Consider the following 19,731-nt stretch of genomic DNA (forward strand, 5'->3'; position numbering starts at 1 on the left):
AGGTCAGGCTGGGGAATTATGGTATTGTTCATACAAGAGTTATGAACAAAATGGGCATCCTCATCGGCTTCTTCGCCAAACGGGATGACGCTTCCAATGCCTTCGTAAAACTGCAACGGAAAGGTTATCGCCGGATCGCGTGGGTGAGCAAGAGTGCGGCGGGAAAAGTCCGGACGCGGGATCCCTTCCGCCGGCGCCGGGTCTGGGGAACGGTCGCATTGATGATTCTGTTCGGGGCGCTGGCCGAAGCGGTTTCGATGCGGCTTGCGTGGCTGGAGCCGATATCCGGCCATTTCCCATGGGCCCGGCTTCCGGGTCTGGGGGGCGCATTTATCGGAATCCTGGTCGGCACCGTCTGGATACGGCGATCGAGGTTCGGCGTCGAACGGGCGTGGATTGATAATCAGGCGCGTCGACTGGTTTCGGGGGAAACCGCCGTGATTCTCCAGGAGCCGACAGAAAGATTGCCTCTCCCCTTTTCCCTGTTGCTGGAAAGCGGCGAGACCCCGCCGGCCGTCTTTGTTATCCACCCCCGGCGCGGGAGCTCTGCCGGAGAGGACCGGCGCCCCGGGGAAACGCCGCTCAACCCGGCGCAGTTGCGGGACCATGCCCGGCGTCTGGCCGCCGAGCATCAGGTGGACCCCGAACCGCTCCGGGACTCCGGATTGCTCAAGCGGCTCGATCAGGGCCTCGGGCAATTCCAGCAGGCATGTCTGGATCTCTCCGGAGCCTATCGTGTGCAACAATCCCCTCCGCCGACCGGCGAATGGCTCCTCGACAACGAATATCTCTTCGAGAGCAACGCCCGTGACATCCTTCTGAACCTGCCCCGGAGTTTTTACCGGCAGTTGCCGGCCCTCGGCGTCGGCGCCGACCGGGGGTTGCCGCGCATCTACGGTCTGGCCCGGGAACTGGCTTCTCACACCGACCTGCACTTGGATGAGGAGAACATCCAGGCCTTCATCAAAGCCTATCAGTCGGTTTGTCCGCTTTCGATCGGCGAACTCTGGGCCGTCCCCCAGATGTTGCGGATTGCGCTGCTCGAGGGCATCCAGCGGCTCGCCGAACGAACTCTGTCGGAACTGCGTGAAGGCGAGACGGCCGGGTTCTGGGCGAACCGGCTCATTGCCGCCAACCGGCAGGATCCCAACCAGCTCTTTTCTCTCATGACGGAATTGACGGAAACCCAACCCCGCCCAAGCCCTTCTTTCGCCGCGCAACTGATTGACAACCTTTATGACGAGCAGCCCGCGCTGGCCCCGGTTCAAGCCTGGCTGGGACGCATTTTCAAGAAACCCATGACCGAACTCAGCCGGCGCGAAAAAAACCGCCAGACCCACGATCAGATATCGACCGGAAACGCCTTCAACAGTTTGCGCCGGCTCGCCTTGCTGGATTGGAAGGAATACTTCGAAAAGTTGAGCGGGGTCGAACAGACGCTGCGGCTGGATCCCGCCGGCATCTATCCCCGGATGGATTTCTCAACGCGCGACCGCTATCGCCGGGCGATTGAGGACCTCCACCGCGGATCCGGCCGGTCCGAGGACCAGGTCGCCCGGCTGGCCCTCGAAATGGCAACCCGGGCCGGACGCGATTCCGGCCGGGATGAAGAGTCGCATCACATCGGAACTTACTTGATCGGCGAAAAAAGAAGGGATCTGGCTCGCCGCCTGGAGTGCCGTGAGACTTTCCGTTTCCGTGCCGTGCAATGGGCTTATCGTCATCACTCGGCGATGTATTTCACCGGTCTGATTGTTTTCTCCGCCGCCCTTGTTTTCCTGGGCCTTCGGCTCGGCCTGCGCGCCCAGACGCCGGGGATTCAGATGATCATGGCCGCTCTCTTGCTCATCCCCGCAAGCCAACTCGCGCTGGAGGTCATGAATGACCTGGTGATGAGGCTCCTGCCGCCGCGGACCCTGCCGAAGATGGATTTTCGGGCTTCCGGGATTCCCGACGCCTGCCGGACGCTGGTCGTCGTTCCGATGATGCTGGCGGATCAGGAGACGATCAAGGCCGAGGTGGAAAAGCTTGAGGTCCGTTATCTCGCCAACAAAGAGGCCAATCTGCTCTTCGCCCTCTACTCGGATTACCGGGACGCGGCGCAGGCCCGTTGTGAAACCGACGGACCCCTGCTCGATGCCGTCACGCGGGGCATCCGGGATCTCAATCAGCGCCATGGCGGCGAACGGTTTTTCCTGTTCCACAGGGAGCGGAAATGGAGCGAAACCGAGCGGAAGTTTATCGGTTGGGAACGCAAACGGGGGAAGTTGGAAGAACTCAACGGTCTGATCGACGGCACGCGGCCCGCCTCCGCCGATCGTCTGGTCACCGTCGGCGATCCGGACCGATTATCCAACGTCAGATTCGTCATCACCCTGGACAGCGACACGCAATTGCCGCACAACACCGCCCGCCGGATGATCGAGACACTGGCCCATCCCTTGAACCGGGCGCGTTTCGACGGCGGCGGTCGCGTTCGTTCCGGTTACACCATCATCCAGCCGCGCGTGAGCCCTTCCCTGCCCAGCGCGACCGGTTCGCCGTTCAGCCGGCTCTTTTCGGATCCCATCGGCATCGATCCCTATACCAGCGCGGTTTCCGACGTCTACCAGGATCTGACCGGAGAAGGGTCCTATCACGGAAAAGGCATCTATGACGTGCGCGCCTTCAATCGCGTGCTTGCGGGCCGGTTCCCCGAGGCGGCGCTGCTGAGCCATGATTTGATCGAAGGCGCTCATGTCCGGGTGGGCCTGGCCAGCGATATCGAGCTTTTTGATGAATTCCCTCAGGATTACCTGAGTTACACCAAGCGGCAGCATCGCTGGATTCGCGGCGATTGGCAGATCGCGGATTGGGTCCTGCCGCGGGTTCCAAAACCCGGCGGAGGGCGCGCGCCCAACCCGCTATCCCGGTTCAATCGCTGGAAGATATTGGACAATCTGCGCCGCAGTTTGCTGCCCGCGGCCGGCCTGGCCTTACTGGCGGCCTCCTGGTTGATCTCCGTTCGGGCCGGGTGGATCGCCACCGTATTGGTCCTCACCCAACTGTTCTTTCACTCCCTGATGCAGCCTTTCACTTGGGCGACAACAGGTCAGGGTTTCAGGGCCTTCTCTCCCGCCAAGAAAGCCCATGATCTGCTGCGGGTGCTGGTTGAGGCGGCGCTCCTTCCCTACCAGGCCTGGGTGGGGCTGGACGCCTTGGGCCGGGTCTTCTATCGAAGATTGATCTCGCATCGGGGGATGTTGGAGTGGGCTACAGCCCAAAAGACCCAAGGCGGCGCCCAGGTCAAAGCGCCCATGTTCCTGCTTTCCATGGGGCTGGCGAGCCTATTCAGCGTGATGGCCGGAGGCGCGGTGCTGATCTTTCGACCGGCCAACATTTGGCTGGCCTGTCCCTGGCTGCTTCTCTGGTTCCTGTCTCCGATGATCGGCCGGCTCCTCAGCCGGCGCCCGGAGGCCAAGCCGCCTCAATTCCTGCTTCCGGCCGAGGATCGGCAATTCATGAGGAATGTCGCCCGGCGAACCTGGCGCTATTTCTCCGATTTTGTGAACAAGGAAACCTCGTGGCTGCCGCCCGACAATTACCAGGTTTCCCACCTCAACCGGCCGGCCATGCGGACCAGCCCGACCAATATCGGCCTCTACATGGTCAGCGTGCTCAGCGCCCATGATTTCGGGTATTTAACCGTGGATGAGGTTTCCCGCAAACTGACACGGACGATGGAGACGATCGCCAAATTGGAGCGGCATGAGGGCCATCTGCTCAATTGGTACGACATTCAGACCCTGGCGCCTCTGAAACCGCGCTACGTTTCCACCGTGGACAGCGGCAATCTGCTGGGGGCCTTGTGGACGCTGGATCCCGGGCTCGAGGCTCTGATGCGGGCGCCGCTTTTCGACGCAAAAGCGTTTGCCGGGCTGCGCGACGCCGGTGAAGTCCTGCGGCAGGTTATCCGCGATGAGAAAGCCGGCGGTTATGATGTTCGATCCCTGGATGAACTGCTGCGCGCGTGGGAATCCCCGCCGGACCGGATCGCCGATGCGCTCGGCCGGCTGCGCCGGGCGGAGAATTACGTGCGGGAGTTGTCGGCAAAAGCCGACGCGTCCACAGATGCTCAAAAGAGCGCGGCCGAGTGGGCCGGCGAGATCCTGAGCCAACTCGCGGCCTGGCGAAATATCGCCGATCGCTATCTCGCCTGGATCGAAATTCTGGCGGAGAAGACGGCGGAGGACGTCGCCCGGCTCGATCCGGACGCCCTGCCTGTTTTTCGCCGGGCCCTTCAGCATGCCCCCTCGCTTTGGGACCTGGCCCACGGACACGTCCCCTGCATGGACTCTCTCCGGGCCATCCGGGAGAAAACGCCGGAAAATGCGGACGGCGTCCGGGACTGGATCGATCGCGTCCTGGCGGCTTTCCATACCTCGAAATGGCTGGCCGGCGAAACGCTGGCGGAGGGCGAGCGGCTCCGGCGGTCGGTACGCCGGCTTTCCGCATCGATCGACATGGGTTTTCTTTATCACGCCGAGCGCCGGCTGTTTTCGATCGGTTTCAATGTCTCGGAAGGACGGCTCGACCACGCCTTTTACGATCTTCTGGCCAGCGAAGCGCGGCTGGGAAGCTTTGTCTCCATTGCCCGAGGAGACATTCCCGTCGAGCATTGGTTTGCCATGGGACGGCCCTACGGAGCCATCGGCCGGCGCCGTGTGCTGCTCAGTTGGACCGGGACGATGTTTGAATATCTGATGCCGCTGCTTTTCCAGCGTTCCTATGGAAACTCGCTGCTGGACAAATCCGCCCGGGAAGCCGTGGCCGTCCAAATCGCCTACGGCCGCAAGCACCGGGTGCCATGGGGGATTTCCGAGTGCGCCTTCGGGGACCTGGACACCCACAAGACTTATCAATACCGGGCCTTCGGCGTACCCGAGCTCGGACTCAAACGCGGCCTGGCGGACAAGATCGTGGTCACGCCCTATGCCACCATGCTGGCGGCGGGTCTCGCGCCGCGGGAATCGGTGCGGAACCTGAAACGACTGGCCGAACTGGGGCTGCTGAATGATTATGGGTATTACGAAGCCCTGGATTACAGCCATCGATCAAGCCGCGAAGGCGGTCTTGGGATCATCGTGCGGACCTACATGGCGAATCACCAGGGCATGAGTTTTCTGGCGCTGGGAAATTTCCTTCATGATAATCCCCTCCAGCGCCATTTCCGATCCGACCCGCGCGTGCGCGCCGTCGAGCCCCTGCTTCACGAACGCATCCCGATCCTTCCCACGCTGCACCATATCTCCACGCGCGAGCGGGTCTCGTCGGTGGCACAGCTCGGCGAAGTCACGCCTTCGGTCAGCCAATTTGAAACACCCCATACCGCCACTCCCAAGACCCAACTCCTATGCAACGGCCGCTATGGCCTGATGCTGACCAACGCCGGCGGCGGCTACAGTCGCTGGAGAGACTTCGAGATCACGCGCTGGCGATCGGATCGGACCCGGGATGCGTGGGGGACTTTCTGTTACATCCGCGAGGCCGATTCGGACCGGCTGTGGTGCAACACTTATCAGCCGACCGGCGGCAAGGTTGATAAATATGTATCCAATTTCGCGCTCGATCGGGCCGTATTCCGGCGTGTGGATTACGGCATGGAGAGTGAAACCGAGGTGGTCGTATCACCGGAAGACGACGTCGAGATTCGACGGATGACGCTGATCAATCGTTCCCTGCGCAGCCGCCGTCTCGATCTGACGAGTTATGTGGAACTCGCGCTGGCGCCGCACCGTGCGGATCGTCAGCATCCGGCGTTCAACAAGCTGTTCATCCGGACCGAGGCCCTGCCGGAACAGCGGGCGCTCCTGGCCCACCGCCGGCCGCGCAGCGGAAACGACCCGCCCATTTATGTCGCCCACCGCTTCACCTCGGCGCAGGCCGAGGATGAGGACCTACGTTTCGAGACCGACCGTCGCCGTTTCATCGGTCGCGGCCGAACGCTCGCCCGGCCCATGGGTGCTTTGCAGGAACCCGGCAACAGCCGGGGATTCGTCCTCGACCCCATCCTGAGCCTACGGCAAAGCCTGAATCTGGGTCCGGGCGAGCGGGTCCGGATTTCTCTGATTCTGGCCGCGGGCGAAACCAGGGAACAGGTCATCGGATTGATGAACAAGTATGGCGATCCCCATGCCATCGACCGGGCCATGGATTTGGCATGGGCGGCGGCCCAGTTGGAGTTACGCCTACTGCGGATCCAGCCTGACGACGCGCGCCGATTCCAGCAACTGGCCGGCCATCTTTTGTATTCCAACCCCCTCCTGCGCTCGACTCCGGAACGCATCGCCGAAAACCGCAAGGGTCAGGCCGGCTTGTGGACTTATGCCATCTCGGGTGATTTGCCCATAGCCCTGGTCGCCGTAAAGGAGACGAGGGATTTGGGCCTTGTCCGCCAAATGCTCAAGGCGCATTCCTATTGGCACATGCACGGGCTGAAGGCCGACTTGGTGATCTTGAACGAGGAGGCCGGCGGCTATGAGCAGCCTCTGCGTGAACAACTCGACCGCTTGATTCAAACCCATTCGGCCGAGGCCGGGATTGAGCGCCCCGGAGGAATCTATATGCTCAGCTCAGAGCTTATCCCAGCTGAAGACCTGACGCTTCTATGGGCCGCGGCGAGCGTGGCGCTGACGGCGGCCCGCGGCGCCTTGCCCCAGCAATTGAGTGTGCCGCGGGAATCGCTCGATTTGCCGGAACCCCTGGCCGGGAAACGAGATCCCCGGGATCCTTCGGCACCACTCCCCTTCCTGGAACTCGCCTATTTCAACAGCCTGGGCGGGTTCACACCGGACGGCCGCGAATACGCCATCTATCTCGGGCCGGACATCCATACGCCCGCGCCCTGGGTCAACGTCATCGCCAACCCCTCTTTCGGAACGCTCGTCAGCGAAACCGGCGCCGGATTCACCTGGCAGGGCAACAGCCAACGCAATCGCCTGACGTCATGGTCGAACGACCCGGTGATGGACTCTCCTGCGGAAGCCGTCTACATCCGGGACGAGGAAACCGGGATCTATTGGACGCCGACCGCGACGCCGATCCGCGAGGGAATCGCTTATCGAGCCCGACATGGCGCGGGATACACGGTCTTCGAGCATAACAGCCATGGCATCGAGCAGGAGTTGACGGTCTTCGTTCCCGTGGATGATAACGGGGGTGAACCGATCAAGCTGCAACGGCTGCGGCTCCGAAACGACTCCGGCCGGCCGCGCGAGCTGTCGGTGACCTATTATGCGGAGTTGACTCTGGGCGAGTCGCGAGAATCTTCGCAGATGCACATTGTGACCGAATGGGATGATGACATCAAGGCTATAATCGCCCGCAATCGCTACCACCCCGATTATCCGGATCAAGTGACCTTCGCGGCATTCAGCACGCCCGTGGAGAATTATACCGGAGACCGCACCGCTTTCATCGGGCGCAACCGCTCGATGTCGAATCCGGCGGCGATGGAAAGAATCCGGCTTTCATGCCGGACGGGCGCGGCCCGGGATCCCTGCGCCGGGTTGCAAATCATCCTCAAACTGGCTCAGGGCGAGCAGATTGAAATCACCTGCCTGCTCGGCCAAGCCGCCTCGCTGAAGCAGGTCCGCGCCCTGGTGTCGGCCTACCGCAACGCGGAGGCGGTGGAGACAGCGCTGCGCCGGACCCAGGTATGGTGGGATGATCGCCTCGGTGCGATCCGGGTCAAGACCCCCGAACTCGCCGCGGACTTCATGATCAACCGCTGGCTTCCCTATCAAAACCTGGCCTGCCGCGTCTGGGGGCGTTCCGGCTTCTACCAGTCCGGCGGCGCCTTCGGCTTCCGCGATCAGTTGCAGGACGTGACGGCGCTGCTTTACGCCCACCCCCTCACGACACGCAACCACATTCTGCTTGCGGCCGGCCGTCAGTTCAAGGAGGGCGATGTCCAGCACTGGTGGCATCCGCCGGGAGGCGAGGGCATCCGCTCGCGAATATCCGATGATCTCCTGTGGTTGCCCCATGTCGTCGCACAATATCTAAGAATCACCGACGATGTGAACATCCTTCACGAGATTGTCCCCTTTCTCGAAGCGCCGTCCCTCAAAGACGATCAGCACGAGAGTTATCAATCCCCGACGGTCTCGACCGAACGAGCCCCCCTCTTTGAGCACTGCCGGCGCGCGGTCGCCCGCAGCCAAAAATTCGGCGACAAGGGGCTGCCTCTGATGGGAACCGGGGATTGGAACGACGGGATGAACCTCGTGGGCGCCGGGGGCAAAGGCGAGAGCGTTTGGCTGGCGTGGTTTCTGGCGGATGTGCTGCAGGGAATGGCCGAGATGTCCGAACGTCTCGGCCGGCCGGACCTGCGCCGGACCTATGAAGAGGACCGGAAGGCGCTGCTCCGGCGGGTGGAGAAATCCGCATGGGACGGCGAATGGTATCTTCGAGCGACCTTTGACGACGGCTCGCCCCTGGGCTCTTCCGCAAATATCGAAGCGCGGATCGATTCGCTGCCGCAATCCTGGGCCCGGCTCTGCGGCGGCGCCGACCCGGATCGAGCCGCTCAAGCCCTGGAATCGGCGTGGCGCCGGCTCGTTCGCGAGGATGAGGGGCTGGTGCTGCTTTTTGAGCCTCCGTTCGATCGGGCGGAACCATCGCCGGGTTACATCAAGGGTTACCCGCCGGGAGTGCGGGAGAACGGAGGCCAGTATACCCATGCCGCCCTGTGGCTGGCCATGGCCATGGCCCGTAGCGGAGACGGCACGCGGGCGGCGAAAATTCTGCGAATGATCAACCCCATCGAGCGCGCCCGCGATCCGGAAACGGTCTGGCGTTACGGAATTGAGCCTTATGTGATCGCCGCCGATGTCTACGCCATGGCCGGTCGGATCGGTCAGGGCGGCTGGTCCTGGTATACGGGTTCGGCGGCCTGGATGTACCGCATCTGGGTGGAAGAACTTCTGGGTCTGAAAGTGCGCGGAGAGACCATGCGGGTCGATCCGATCATCCCCGGATGGTGGGACGGTTTTCAGATGAGCTTCCGCCATGGTGAAGCGATCTACGACCTTCATGTCGTGAACCCGGGACACCGCGAGCGCGGCGTCGCCTTCGTTGAGCTCGACGGGCGGCGTCTCAAGGACGGCGCGATCCCGCTCAGCCGTGAGCTGGTCAAACATCGGGTCCTCGTCCACATGGGAAACCCGGCGCCGGAGGATTGATCGGTCTGCCCCTACCGCCTGATTATGCTGCGCGATATCGCCCAAATCGTCGCCGAGCGGCTTGTCGAAGCCGGCTGAAGAACCTCGGATTCACTCGGCCAAAAAAAAGGGGGCGGCTTCAACAGCCGCCCCCGTTGAACAGTCTGAATTCAATCCCGAATGCTATCGGGTTATTCAGTACCTCCGGCCGCCGAATCCGCCGGGTCTCGGCGAATCCGTGCGCGGCTTGGCCTCATTGACCGTAGCCGACCGGCCCTTCAGGTCCTTGCCGTTCAGCATGGAGATGGCCTTTTCGCCCTCGCTCTTGTTCGGCATCTCAACGAAACCGAATCCGCGGGACTCCCCGCTGAACTTGTCCTTGATGACGGCGGCCTTCGCCACTTCACCAAACGCCTGAAACGTTTCCTTCAGGTCGTCCTCACTGACTGTCCTGGACAGATTGCCCACATAGATGTTCATTTTCGTCTCCTTTCGACGATGGAAAAACTCTTCCGAGTCCTCCCGGTTCTTAAAGATCTTTGAACGCCGTAAAGGAGAGGAGTTTCCGACCGATCAGGGCCTCAGGCCCCTTCCTTTAGTCATTCAGGTGTTAATAGCTGAGGTTGCCCCTTCGCTTATGAACAAGGGCATTATACCATAGTTTTCGGAAATCCGCTCATCTTTGTTTGGGAAAATCGCACGTGATGGACCCAGGCCGGTGGAATATTCGCCAAAACGGTGTCCCGGCGGATCTCATGAGCTTCGACTAAACAGGAAAGTACGGCTTTGATTTCCCGAAGCCTCCGCCGCTGGCTGCGGCCGCTGATCACGGCTTTGGCCCGTCGCACGGCGATATATTCAAAAAAGGACAGGGTGCCTTCGGGGGCGAGCATGGCCCGGAATCTGCCGAAAATGCTCTCCACGAGTTCGGAAGAAAAGTTATTCATGGGCAATCCCGAAATGATGATGTCGTAGCGCCGGTCTCCATCAAACTGTTCGAAGGGAATCTGGAGGAGGCTGATCCGCTCAGCGGCCGGTTTCAGGACGAGGTCATGCTTCAAATCGTGAAGGAGACGCTTAATGAAACTCTCGTTGATTTCAACAAGGTCGAGATGGTCGGCGGCAGCCATCCGTCGGACGATATGACGCGTGACGGACCCAGTTCCGGGGCCCACTTCGAGAATCCGCCGGGTTGTGTCACTCTCGCCGACATAACGGGAAAGAGCCTTGGCCAGCCGCGGCCCGCTGGGCATCAATGCCCCCGTGGCGTAGGCGTGATTTAAAAATTCCCTAAAAAAAAGGCCTCGGCCGCCTTCGGCTCTGGACATTGTCAAACTCCAACACCATTTGTCCTATCATCGTTACCCGGCCGCCGTTTTTTAATCGGGGCCGGCGCCTGAATGGGCCCGGAGATTATTAGCGGAGTTTCTGAAAGAATCGCATCCAGGCGGTCCGCCAGCAGATCGGCATCGGCTTCCGTGAAGACGAGCGGCGGCTTGATCTTGATGACGTTGCGATCGGGGCCGTCCGTGCTGAGAAGAATGCCTTCGCCGCGCATTCGCTCGACGATATATGCGGCATGAAGCGGGGCCGGAGCTCGCGTTTCGCGGTCGAGGACGAATTCGACGCCGAGAAAGAGGCCAAGACCCCGGACATCGCCGATGAGATCGTGTTTTTCCTGAAGGCGGCGCAGGTTATCCTTGAGGCGACCGCCGGTTCGGAGGGCGTTTTCCTGAAGGTTCTCGTCCCGGATGACATCGAGAACGGCCAGACCGGCCGCGCAGGACACCGGGTTTCCCCCAAAGGTGTTGAAATATTCCATGCCCGTCGCGAAGGCGTCGGCGATCTCGCGTGTCGTGATTACGGCGCCCAGAGGATGACCGTTTCCGATGGGCTTGCCCAGGGTCACGATGTCGGGCCGGACGTCCTGGGTCTCGAAGGCCCAGAAGTGCGTGCCGCAGCGCCCAAAACCCGTCTGGACTTCGTCGGCGATGCAGACGCCCTTGACGCTTCGCACCCGGCGGAACGCTTCCTCGAGAAATCCCGGCGGCGGGACGATCTGCCCTCCGCAGCTCAGCACGGGCTCGGCGATAAAGGCGGCCGGTTTGCGGCCGGACTCGGCCAGCTCGGCGATGACTTCGCCGATATGGACGGCATACCGCGATCCCGCCCAGGGATCGTCGCGGTAAAGCCCGCGATACGGATCGGGCATCGGAACCTTGCGCGTCTCATGAGGACAGCCCGCGCCGCCCGGACCGTCGAATTTGTAGGGACTGATGTCGATGAGGGAACTCAGATTGCCGTGATAGGCGCCGTCGATGACGATGACATCTCTTCTCCCCGTGAAGGTCCGGGCCACGCGAAGAGCCAGGTCATTGGCCTCGCTTCCGGAATTGACGAAGAAACAGACCTGAAGCGGCTCGGGAAGGAGCGCCGTCAGTCTTTCGGCATATTCGAGAATCAAATCATGGAGATAACGGGTGTTCGTGTTGAGGACGGCCGCCTGGCGCCGGACGGCCTCGACGACCCGGGGATGACAATGACCGACATGGGGAACGTTGTTAACGGCATCAAGAAAGACCCGCCCCTCATGGTCGAAAAGATACCGCCCGTCTCCGCGGACGATCTTCAGCGGCACCCGGTAAGACAGGCTCAGGGACGGGCCGAGGAGGCGTTTCCTCAAAGCGGCCAGCTCTTCCGGCGGACGGCCAGGCGGGCGGACGATTTCTTCGGAAAGTCCGAGAATCAGGGAGGGGTCGGGAACGATCGTCATCCAGAAACGGCGCCATGACGCGGGTGCGACACCCGGGAAATCACCCTCGAGACCCAGCATATCCGTCATGATCTGAAAATGGAGATGAGGCGGCCACCCGCCGTTTTCATTCCTGCCGCCGACGGCGGCGATACGCTCCCCGCGGCCGACCGCACGGCCCGGGGTAAGCCCCTGGAGCGATTCCCGGCTCAAATGGCCGTAAAGCGTGAAAAAACGGACACCGGGTTCGGGCGAGTGTTCAAGGATCACGGTCGGCCCGTAATCGAGATCGGCGGCATTGTCCCGAAAACTGTGAACGATGCCGTCGAGCGGGGCATGGACCGGTGTTCCCGCCGGGACGAAAAGGTCGACCCCGAAGTGAATCGTCCTGCCGTCGGCCAGAGGATTCTCCGGCGACTTGAAAACGGGTGACGTGTAGAGAAGCCGGGCCTCGCCGTATCGTCCGACCCCGACACGGGCTCCCGACGCGGCCATCTCGAAATCGACAAGAGATGCAAACGCCGCCATGTCCGTCCAGTGCTCCTCACGCTCGAAAAGAGGGCTTCCCACGGAGAGGTCGAGCGGCACCGTGTTTTCCGGCGTCAGGGCGAATCCCAGAACGTCGGCGAACTCTCCATGCGTTCCCTTTTCAGAAATCCAGCGAAGAGCTGTCTCGGCGCCTGCAACCGGGGCATGTCCACAGGCGGCCCGGAACACACAACCCGGAAGCGAAGCCGGCATGCGGGCCATTTCCTCAAGGAGCATCCAGACGTGAGTTTCGGAGATCGAGAGATAGTCATTTTTTGGATCGAGAGCCTTCTGGCGGGCGGCGATCGCCGCACTCATGCACAAGCGAAGGCACACGAGGCCAAAGAGCGCCTCGGCGTCTTCAGGAGTCAGCGGCAGAACCGCATGATAGCCTTTGATCACACTCACCGCCGCGGCCAGCGGATCGCCTTTTCCGAGCATGGCGTAAGCCAGAACGACGGCCAGATCCGTTAGCAACGGCGAACGCGTCATGTCGCCGAAATCAATGATTCCGGCGACGGACATGCGGCCGAAAGCGCGGGCCGTCCGTTCCGGCGGAGCGATGATGATATTCCAGTCATTGCCGTCGTTGTGGGCCAGGACATCGGGAAGCCTCTTGATCGAATCGGAACGGTTTTCGAACAGCCGGAAAACGGTCCGGAGGATCCTGCGTTTTTCAGGATCTTCAATATCGCCGCCGTACTCGGCGATGACGCGGGAGCCGTTCCGGACGTTCCAGATGAGATCGGGCTGTGGGTCCGGTCCCTCGATGGCGGACAGGGCCTTCACGAGACGCGCCGTGAAGGCGCCGAGATCCTGCAGAAGCGCGGTCTTATGAGGGCGCACATCGCCGAGCGGCGTCCCCGGAAGATAGGAGACGCAGCGGACGAAGTGGGAACGACCCGCCGGGTGCGTGACGGAAAATATTTGTTCGCCGCCTGTTCCGCAGATGGGCCGGGGGCAGAGCGACCCTCCGGGATCACGGTTCAGGCGGCCCATGACGTCGTTCTGGAACTCGAGCCGTTCCCGCCGCTCGCTCGCATTTGCGATCTTGAGCACGAAGGCGTCCCCGCTCTCCGATCGCAGCAGGAAATTCTGGTCGCGCTCGCTTGGAAGAGGGCGAACTTCGCCTTCGGCTTCGATCCCGAAAAATTCCCGGCCGAAACGCCGGGCATCTTCGACGGAAAAGCGCGGCGCCGTTTCAACCGTCGTCATGGTTCCCTCACCATTGATTATGACCCATTATCCTGCGCTTTGGCAATTCCCCTCTTCAAGTCGGGCCCAATCTTCCGCTCGTCTCCGTCCACTCCCGAAGCCGCCGCTTGATCTCCGGTGAGAACCTCGACGGCCGGAACCGCCATGTCCAATTTCCGCGGGTCGTCCCCGGTGTGTTCATCCGCGCTCTTTCGTCGAGCCCGAGAATGTCCTGGAGCGGAAGGATGACCGTATCGGCCGCGGACTCCATGAGCAGGCGGATCATGTCCCAGGGCAGGGTTGCCGGGTCGGGATCGCGGCCCAGACACATGGCCAACCGCCGGTGTTCGTGCTCTCCCGCCTCCTCGCGAAACCAGCCCCGGACCGTGTTCGTATCGTGGGTTCCCGTATAAGCCACACAATTCGTTTCATAGTTTTTCGGCAGATAAGGGTGATTGGGGTCGTCGTCGCCGAAGGCGAACAGAAGAACCTTCATGCCGGGGATACCGAACCTTCGCCGGACCGCATCGACATCGGGTGTGATGTATCCGAGGTCTTCGGCCACGATCGCCGGCCGGTCAAAACGCCGAAAGACTTCTCCGAAAAATTCTTCGGCCGGAGCCTCGACCCATCGCCCGTTGAGAGCCGTCTCCTCGTCCGCCGGAACCTCCCAACCCGCGACCAATCCGCGAAAATGATCGATCCTCACAACATCATACATCGCCAGATTGAAGGACAGGCGGTCCATCCACCAGCCGAACCCCGTCCGCCGCAACACATCCCAATCATAGACGGGATTGCCCCAGAGCTGTCCCGTTTTGCTGAAGTAGTCGGGCGGAACTCCGGCCACGGCCGCGGGATTTCTCTCCGCGTCCAGCTTGAAAACCTCGCCGTGAGCCCAGACATCGGCGCTGTCAAAGTTGACATAAATGGGGAGATCGCCCATGATCCGGACACCGCGGCGGCCGGCATAGGCCTTGAGTTTCTCCCACTGGCGGAAAAAGACGAATTGCCGGAAAGCGATTCTTCGAAGCTCGCGGCCGCAGGATTCGCGGAACGTGTCGAGCGCCGGCGGTTCCCGGGCGGCCAGTTCTTCAGGCCAGGCGTTCCACTCTTCTCCCCCGGCGGCCTGCCGGATGACCTGGAAAAGCGCATAGTCGTCGAGCCAGAAGGCGTTCCGGCCGCAAAATTCCCGAAACGCCGCGTCCAGGTCCGACCCGCCGCTGAATGTCTCGAAGGCCCTGTCCAGAAGTTCGTCTTTGACGGCGACGGCGCTTTCGTAATCGCAGGTCTCCGAGGGCACGAGAGGCGGTCCCCCAAGAGCCTGCGCCGGGATCAAACCGTCTTCGACCAGAAATTCCGGGCTGACGAGAGTCACGTTTCCGGCAAAGGCCGACGGACTGCTGTAGGGCGAGAACCCGGCCCCTGCCTCAAGCGGATGAAGGGGCAGAACCTGCCAAAGCGTCTGACCCGTTCGGGCCAGAGAATCGACAAAGGCAAAGGCCGCCGGACCCAGGTCTCCGATTCCGGAATGGGACGGAAGTGCCGTGACGGGAAGCAGAATGCCGCTTCTTCGACCCGGCATGTTCAGTCCGCCTTGACACCCAGGAGATCGCCGAGACGGTTGAAGAGATCACAGCGGGATGATTCCGGCCGGGATTTTTTACCGGCGTAGAAATAGAGGTTTTGGGCTTTCCAAAGGGGAAGTTCAATGCCCAGGATACGCCCGGCTTCGAGGTCGGCCACGGCCTTTTCCAGAACATCCGCGTCGCCGGGTTTCTTGAGAAGCGTCTCCATGTGGCCCTCAAGCCTCCGGCTGAGAATAAAGGCCGCCCGAACCGTGTCGAGCTTGAAGCATCCCTCGCGGACCTTTGCGGCTTCCTCTTCGAGCCGCCCGAGATCGAGGACATCCGCCTTGAGAAGACGTTCGACGGCGCGGTTATGCATGAAGCTCATGACGGCCGAAAGGGCGCCGGAGACCGGGATTCCCATTTCCGCCGTAGCCGCCAGAAGTGCGGCATGCTCGTCATGGATTTTCCGGAATTCGGCGGACAGATCCTCGTCGAGGGCGCCGAACATTCCCCCGACGACCCGCCTCTGCTCGTCGCGGAAAAGATGGTGCAACGACAGACCGTGGGTGCCGAAGTGTTTGTCCATGAGACGCATCGTCTCGGCGGCATCGCCCTCGCGGAAGGAGGCGGCCAGTTCCCGGCTCATGGTCTCGTAGGCCTCCCCGTTTTCGCAGGCCCGGGCTCCGGCCTGGAGGTCGAGGTCTCCACGATGGAGAGCGGCGAAGTTGAAATCCAGGGTTTCTCCCGTAATGTCCGAGACCAGCCGGGCTCGGCCGACGGCCATCCGATTTTTCCCGTTTTCGAGGCGGTCGAGGGCCCTCTTGCGGACTCGGTAGCAATACAGGCGGTCCGTTTCGCCGTATTCCCGGAAGAGCGTGGAGACGGCGTAATGAGCGCCGACCCGGGCCATATCGACAACGGCGGGCTTGACGAGTTTCCGGTAGACGACGGCGGCGCTTTTCAAGCCGGGACGGTTGCCGGCGGCCCGCTCCAGGATCCGGATAAAATCCGCCTCGAGATCCGGACCGTCCGTTTCGGCGGCAAGCTGAATCGCCCGGGCGGCGTACATCAGGATCTGGACGGTCTCGAGGCCCGCGACATCGTCGAAAAACCAACCGCAGCTCGTGAACTGGAGAAGGGCGTTTCTCTGCATCTCGAGAAGTTTGAGCACACGGACTTTGTTTTCGGCATCGAGCCTGCGCGCGGCATGGCGCTCAAGAAACCGGGCGCGGCCGTCATCACTCCGATCGAGAATGACCGAGATATAATCGTCGCGAGCCGCCCAGGGGTCGCGGAGAAGTCCGGATGCGGCGTTCTCGAAGTGGGGGCCAAGGCGTTCAGCCAGCATGTCCACAGCCTCACGGAGAGGCGCCCGCCAGCGCTGATGAAGGCGCGGGTCGCAGCCCGTCTCGCAGCCGCAGTCGCTTCGCCAGCGTTCGATGCCGTGGGCACAGCTCCAGGCGGTGTTTTCGGCGATCTCGACCTCATCGCGCGGCGGGCTCAGCTCCAGGAACTCGCCGTAGACCGTGGGGCGGGCTATGTTCTCCGTCAGGAGAAGATGAAAGCAATAGGCCAGGGCCATATCGCCGTACTTGTGGTGGTGGCCGTAGGTTTCGCCGTCCGTGGCGATGTGGACAAGTTGGGGATCGGTCGTGTCGGTGAACCCGGCCGCAAGACGCCGCGCGAAAGATGCGCCGTCGGCCAACAGGTTGCCGAAGGCGATCTCCCGCGAGACCGGGCCGTTGTAGAAGAACAGCGCAATCGACCGGCCTGAAGGAAGACGGCAAAAATAGGGTTTGCGGGTGTCGATCCGGGCGCCTGAGACATCCACCCACGCATCCGACCCTTCGCGGCGGACGCGGAGCGCCTGGTGCGGCGCAAGGATTGTAAAGGCAAAGCCTTCGGCCGCCAGCGCCTCCAGTGTCGCGATGTCGACCGCCGTTTCGGCCAGCCACATCCCTTCGGGTTTTCGGCCGAAACGGTGCTCGAAATCCCGGATGCCCCAGACGACCTGGGTCCGCTTGTCGCGCGCAGTGGCGAGGGGCATGATGATGTGATTGTAGACCTGAGCCAGGGCCGAGCCATGGCCGCCGAAGTTTTTACGGCTCTCCCGGTCGGCCTCCAGGACGGCCGCATAGACGTCAGGCGAGCGGCGCTCCATCCAGGACAGGAGCGTGGGTCCGAAATTGAAGCTCATCCGGGAGTAGTTGTTGACGATGTCGGCAATGCGGCGCTCATCGCCGAGAATGCGGGCCGCGGCGTTCGGGGCATAGCACTCGGCCGTGATCCGCTCGTTCCAGTCGTGGTAGGGATGGGCGGAGTCCTGGATCTCGATTTCCTCGAGCCAGGGGTTTTCCCGGGGCGGCTGGTAGAAATGGCCGTGGATGCAGACGAAGCGGTTCATTTGCCGCCTTTGAAAAAGAGGATTCCGAGAGGCGGAAGGACGAGGGAGATGGAAAACGGCAGGCCGTGCGACGGAATATCCTCGGCCGGGCGCCCGCCGAGATTTCCGCAACCCGAGCCGCCGTAGATCTCCGCGTCGCTGTTCAGGAGCTCACGCCATGATCCTTCGAAGGGGACGCCCACACGATAGTCCTTGCGCAAAACCGGCGTGAAGTTGGCAACGACAAGAACAGCTTCGTCCCCGGACCGGCCGAAGCGGAGATAAATGATGATGCTGTTTTCGTAGTCGGAGCCGTCGACCCAGCGAAAACCTTCCCCCTCGCCGTCGAGTTCGTGGAGGGCCGGTTCGTTCCGGTAGACGGCGTTCAAATCGCGGATCCAGCCCAGGATGCCGGAATGTTCCGAATATCCGAGGAGATTCCAGTCCAGGCTGCCGTCATGCCGCCATTCGTCCCACTGGCCGAACTCCCCGCCCATAAAGAGGAGTTTCTTTCCGGGATGGCCCCACATGTGTCCGTAGAGCAGACGGAGATTGGCCCTCTTCCGCCACGCATCGCCGGGCATCTTGCCGATGAGCGAGCCTTTGCCGTGGACAACCTCGTCGTGGGAGAGGGGAAGGACGAAATTCTCGAAGAAAGCGTACCAGATGCTGAAGGTCAGTTGGTTGTGGTGGAACTTCCGGTGGATGGGATCCTTGGAACAGTAGGCCAGAGTATCATGCATCCAGCCCATATTCCACTTGAAGCCGAAGCCCAGACCGCCGAGATGAACGGGCCGTGAAACCGAGGGCCAGGCCGTCGATTCCTCGGCAAAGGTCTGGATGTCGGGGAAAGCTTCGTAGGCGGCCATATTGAATCGCTTGAGAAACTCGATGGCTTCCAGATTTTCGCGCCCGCCATAAACATTGGGGACCCACTCTCCGGCCTTGCGTGAATAATCGCGGTAAAGCATGGAGGCCACGGCGTCGACCCGCAGGCCGTCGGCGTGATAGGTGTCGAGCCAGAAGAGGCCGCTGCTGATAAGGAAATTGCGGACCTCGTTGCGGCCGGTGTTGAAGATCAGGCTCTTCCAGTCGGGGTGGAATCCCTCGCGCGGGTCAGCGTGTTCGAAGAGATGCGTGCCGTCGAAAGCGGCCAGGCCGTAGGGATCTTCGGGGAAATGGGACGGGACCCAGTCGAGGATGACGCCGATGCCTTCGCGGTGGAGGTGGTCGATGAGGAACATGAAATCCTGGGGCGTGCCGTAGCGGGACGTCGGCGCGAAATAGCCCAGAGTCTGGTAGCCCCAGGAACCGAAGAAGGGATGTTCCATCGGCGGGAGGAATTCGACGTGGGTGAAGCCGGCCGCCTTGACGTGTTCGGCAAGTGCAGGCGCCATTTCGCGGTAGGAGAGCGACCGGTATTTTTCATCGGGAACTCGGCGCCAGGAGCCGAGGTGAACCTCATAGATCGAAATCGGGGCGCCGTGATGGTTTTGCGCGCCGCGGGAGGCCATCCATTCCCCGTCGCCCCAGTCATAGTCCAGGTCCCAGACGATCGAAGCCGTGCGCGGCGCCTGCTCCCAGAAGAAGGCGAAGGGGTCGCCTTTCTCAAAGCCGCGACCGCCGTTGCGAGAGACAATGAAATATTTGTAAAGCCCGCCGGAGCCGAGTCCGGGGACGAAGCCTTCCCAGATGCCGGAGCCGTCCCAGCGGGCGGCCAGCGGGTGGAATGCACGGTTCCACCCGTTGAAGTTCCCGATGACCGAGACGTGCTCGGCGTTCGGAGCCCAGACGGCGAAGTGAACGCCTTCGACGCCGTCGACCGTCATGCGGCGCGAACCGAGCTTTTCGTGGAGGCGGAAGTGATTGCCCTCCTTGAAGAGGTGGATGTCGTAGTCCGTGAGGCGGCTCGGGCCGTGAAGGATGTTCGGCGTCGGTTCGTCGGTTTTTCTTTTTTTATCGGGCAAAGCACGCCTCCTTGAATCGGCTTCCCTAACCTAATGCAAGGGGAGGAAATAAGTCAAGGCGGGGTTCATTCCCTGCACTTCCACTTGACCTGGGTCTCCGGCCGGACTAATCTTGTTTTGTGAGTGCCGGCAT

At 61.8% G+C, this 19,731-nt stretch carries 7 protein-coding genes; 1 reads left to right on the forward strand and 6 read right to left on the reverse strand.

Annotation, left to right across the window (positions count from 1 at the left end; genetic code table 11):
• The first annotated feature begins 50 nt into the window (after positions 1-50).
• Positions 51-9,224: a glucoamylase family protein gene (locus SCM96_13395; protein MDW7761613.1), complete on the forward strand. Its 9,174-nt coding sequence runs from the start codon at positions 51-53 to the stop codon at positions 9,222-9,224.
• Positions 9,225-9,398: 174 nt separating this feature from the next.
• Here SCM96_13395 and SCM96_13400 read toward each other — a convergent pair whose 3' ends face one another.
• The 6 genes from SCM96_13400 to glgB all read right to left on the reverse strand — a co-directional run bounded on the left by SCM96_13400 (position 9,399) and on the right by glgB (position 19,556).
• Complete coding sequence (locus SCM96_13400) at positions 9,399-9,683, reverse strand: RNA-binding protein (protein ID MDW7761614.1); 285 nt, start codon at positions 9,681-9,683, stop codon at positions 9,399-9,401.
• 170 nt (positions 9,684-9,853) lie between these two features.
• Positions 9,854-10,531 (reverse strand): methyltransferase domain-containing protein, encoded by a 678-nt coding sequence (locus SCM96_13405; protein ID MDW7761615.1) that lies wholly within the window; start codon positions 10,529-10,531, stop codon positions 9,854-9,856.
• A 2-nt stretch (positions 10,532-10,533) separates the two neighbouring features.
• Positions 10,534-13,698, reverse strand: a complete 3,165-nt coding sequence (locus SCM96_13410; protein MDW7761616.1) for an aminotransferase class III-fold pyridoxal phosphate-dependent enzyme — start codon at positions 13,696-13,698, stop codon at positions 10,534-10,536.
• A gap of 55 nt (positions 13,699-13,753) precedes the next feature.
• Positions 13,754-15,262, reverse strand: coding sequence for a 4-alpha-glucanotransferase (gene malQ / locus SCM96_13415; protein ID MDW7761617.1), 1,509 nt, complete (start codon positions 15,260-15,262; stop codon positions 13,754-13,756).
• A 2-nt stretch (positions 15,263-15,264) separates the two neighbouring features.
• On the reverse strand, positions 15,265-17,652 hold the full coding sequence (locus tag SCM96_13420) for a DUF3536 domain-containing protein (protein MDW7761618.1): 2,388 nt from the start codon (positions 17,650-17,652) through the stop codon (positions 15,265-15,267).
• On the reverse strand, positions 17,649-19,556 hold the full coding sequence (glgB, locus tag SCM96_13425; protein MDW7761619.1) for a 1,4-alpha-glucan branching protein GlgB: 1,908 nt from the start codon (positions 19,554-19,556) through the stop codon (positions 17,649-17,651). Before glgB ends, SCM96_13420 begins: the two co-directional genes overlap by 4 nt.
• Positions 19,557-19,731: the final 175 nt, after the last annotated feature.

This window comes from Acidobacteriota bacterium, assembly GCA_033549365.1.
Taxonomy (GTDB): Bacteria; Acidobacteriota; Aminicenantia; order Aminicenantales; family Saccharicenantaceae; genus JAWSUF01.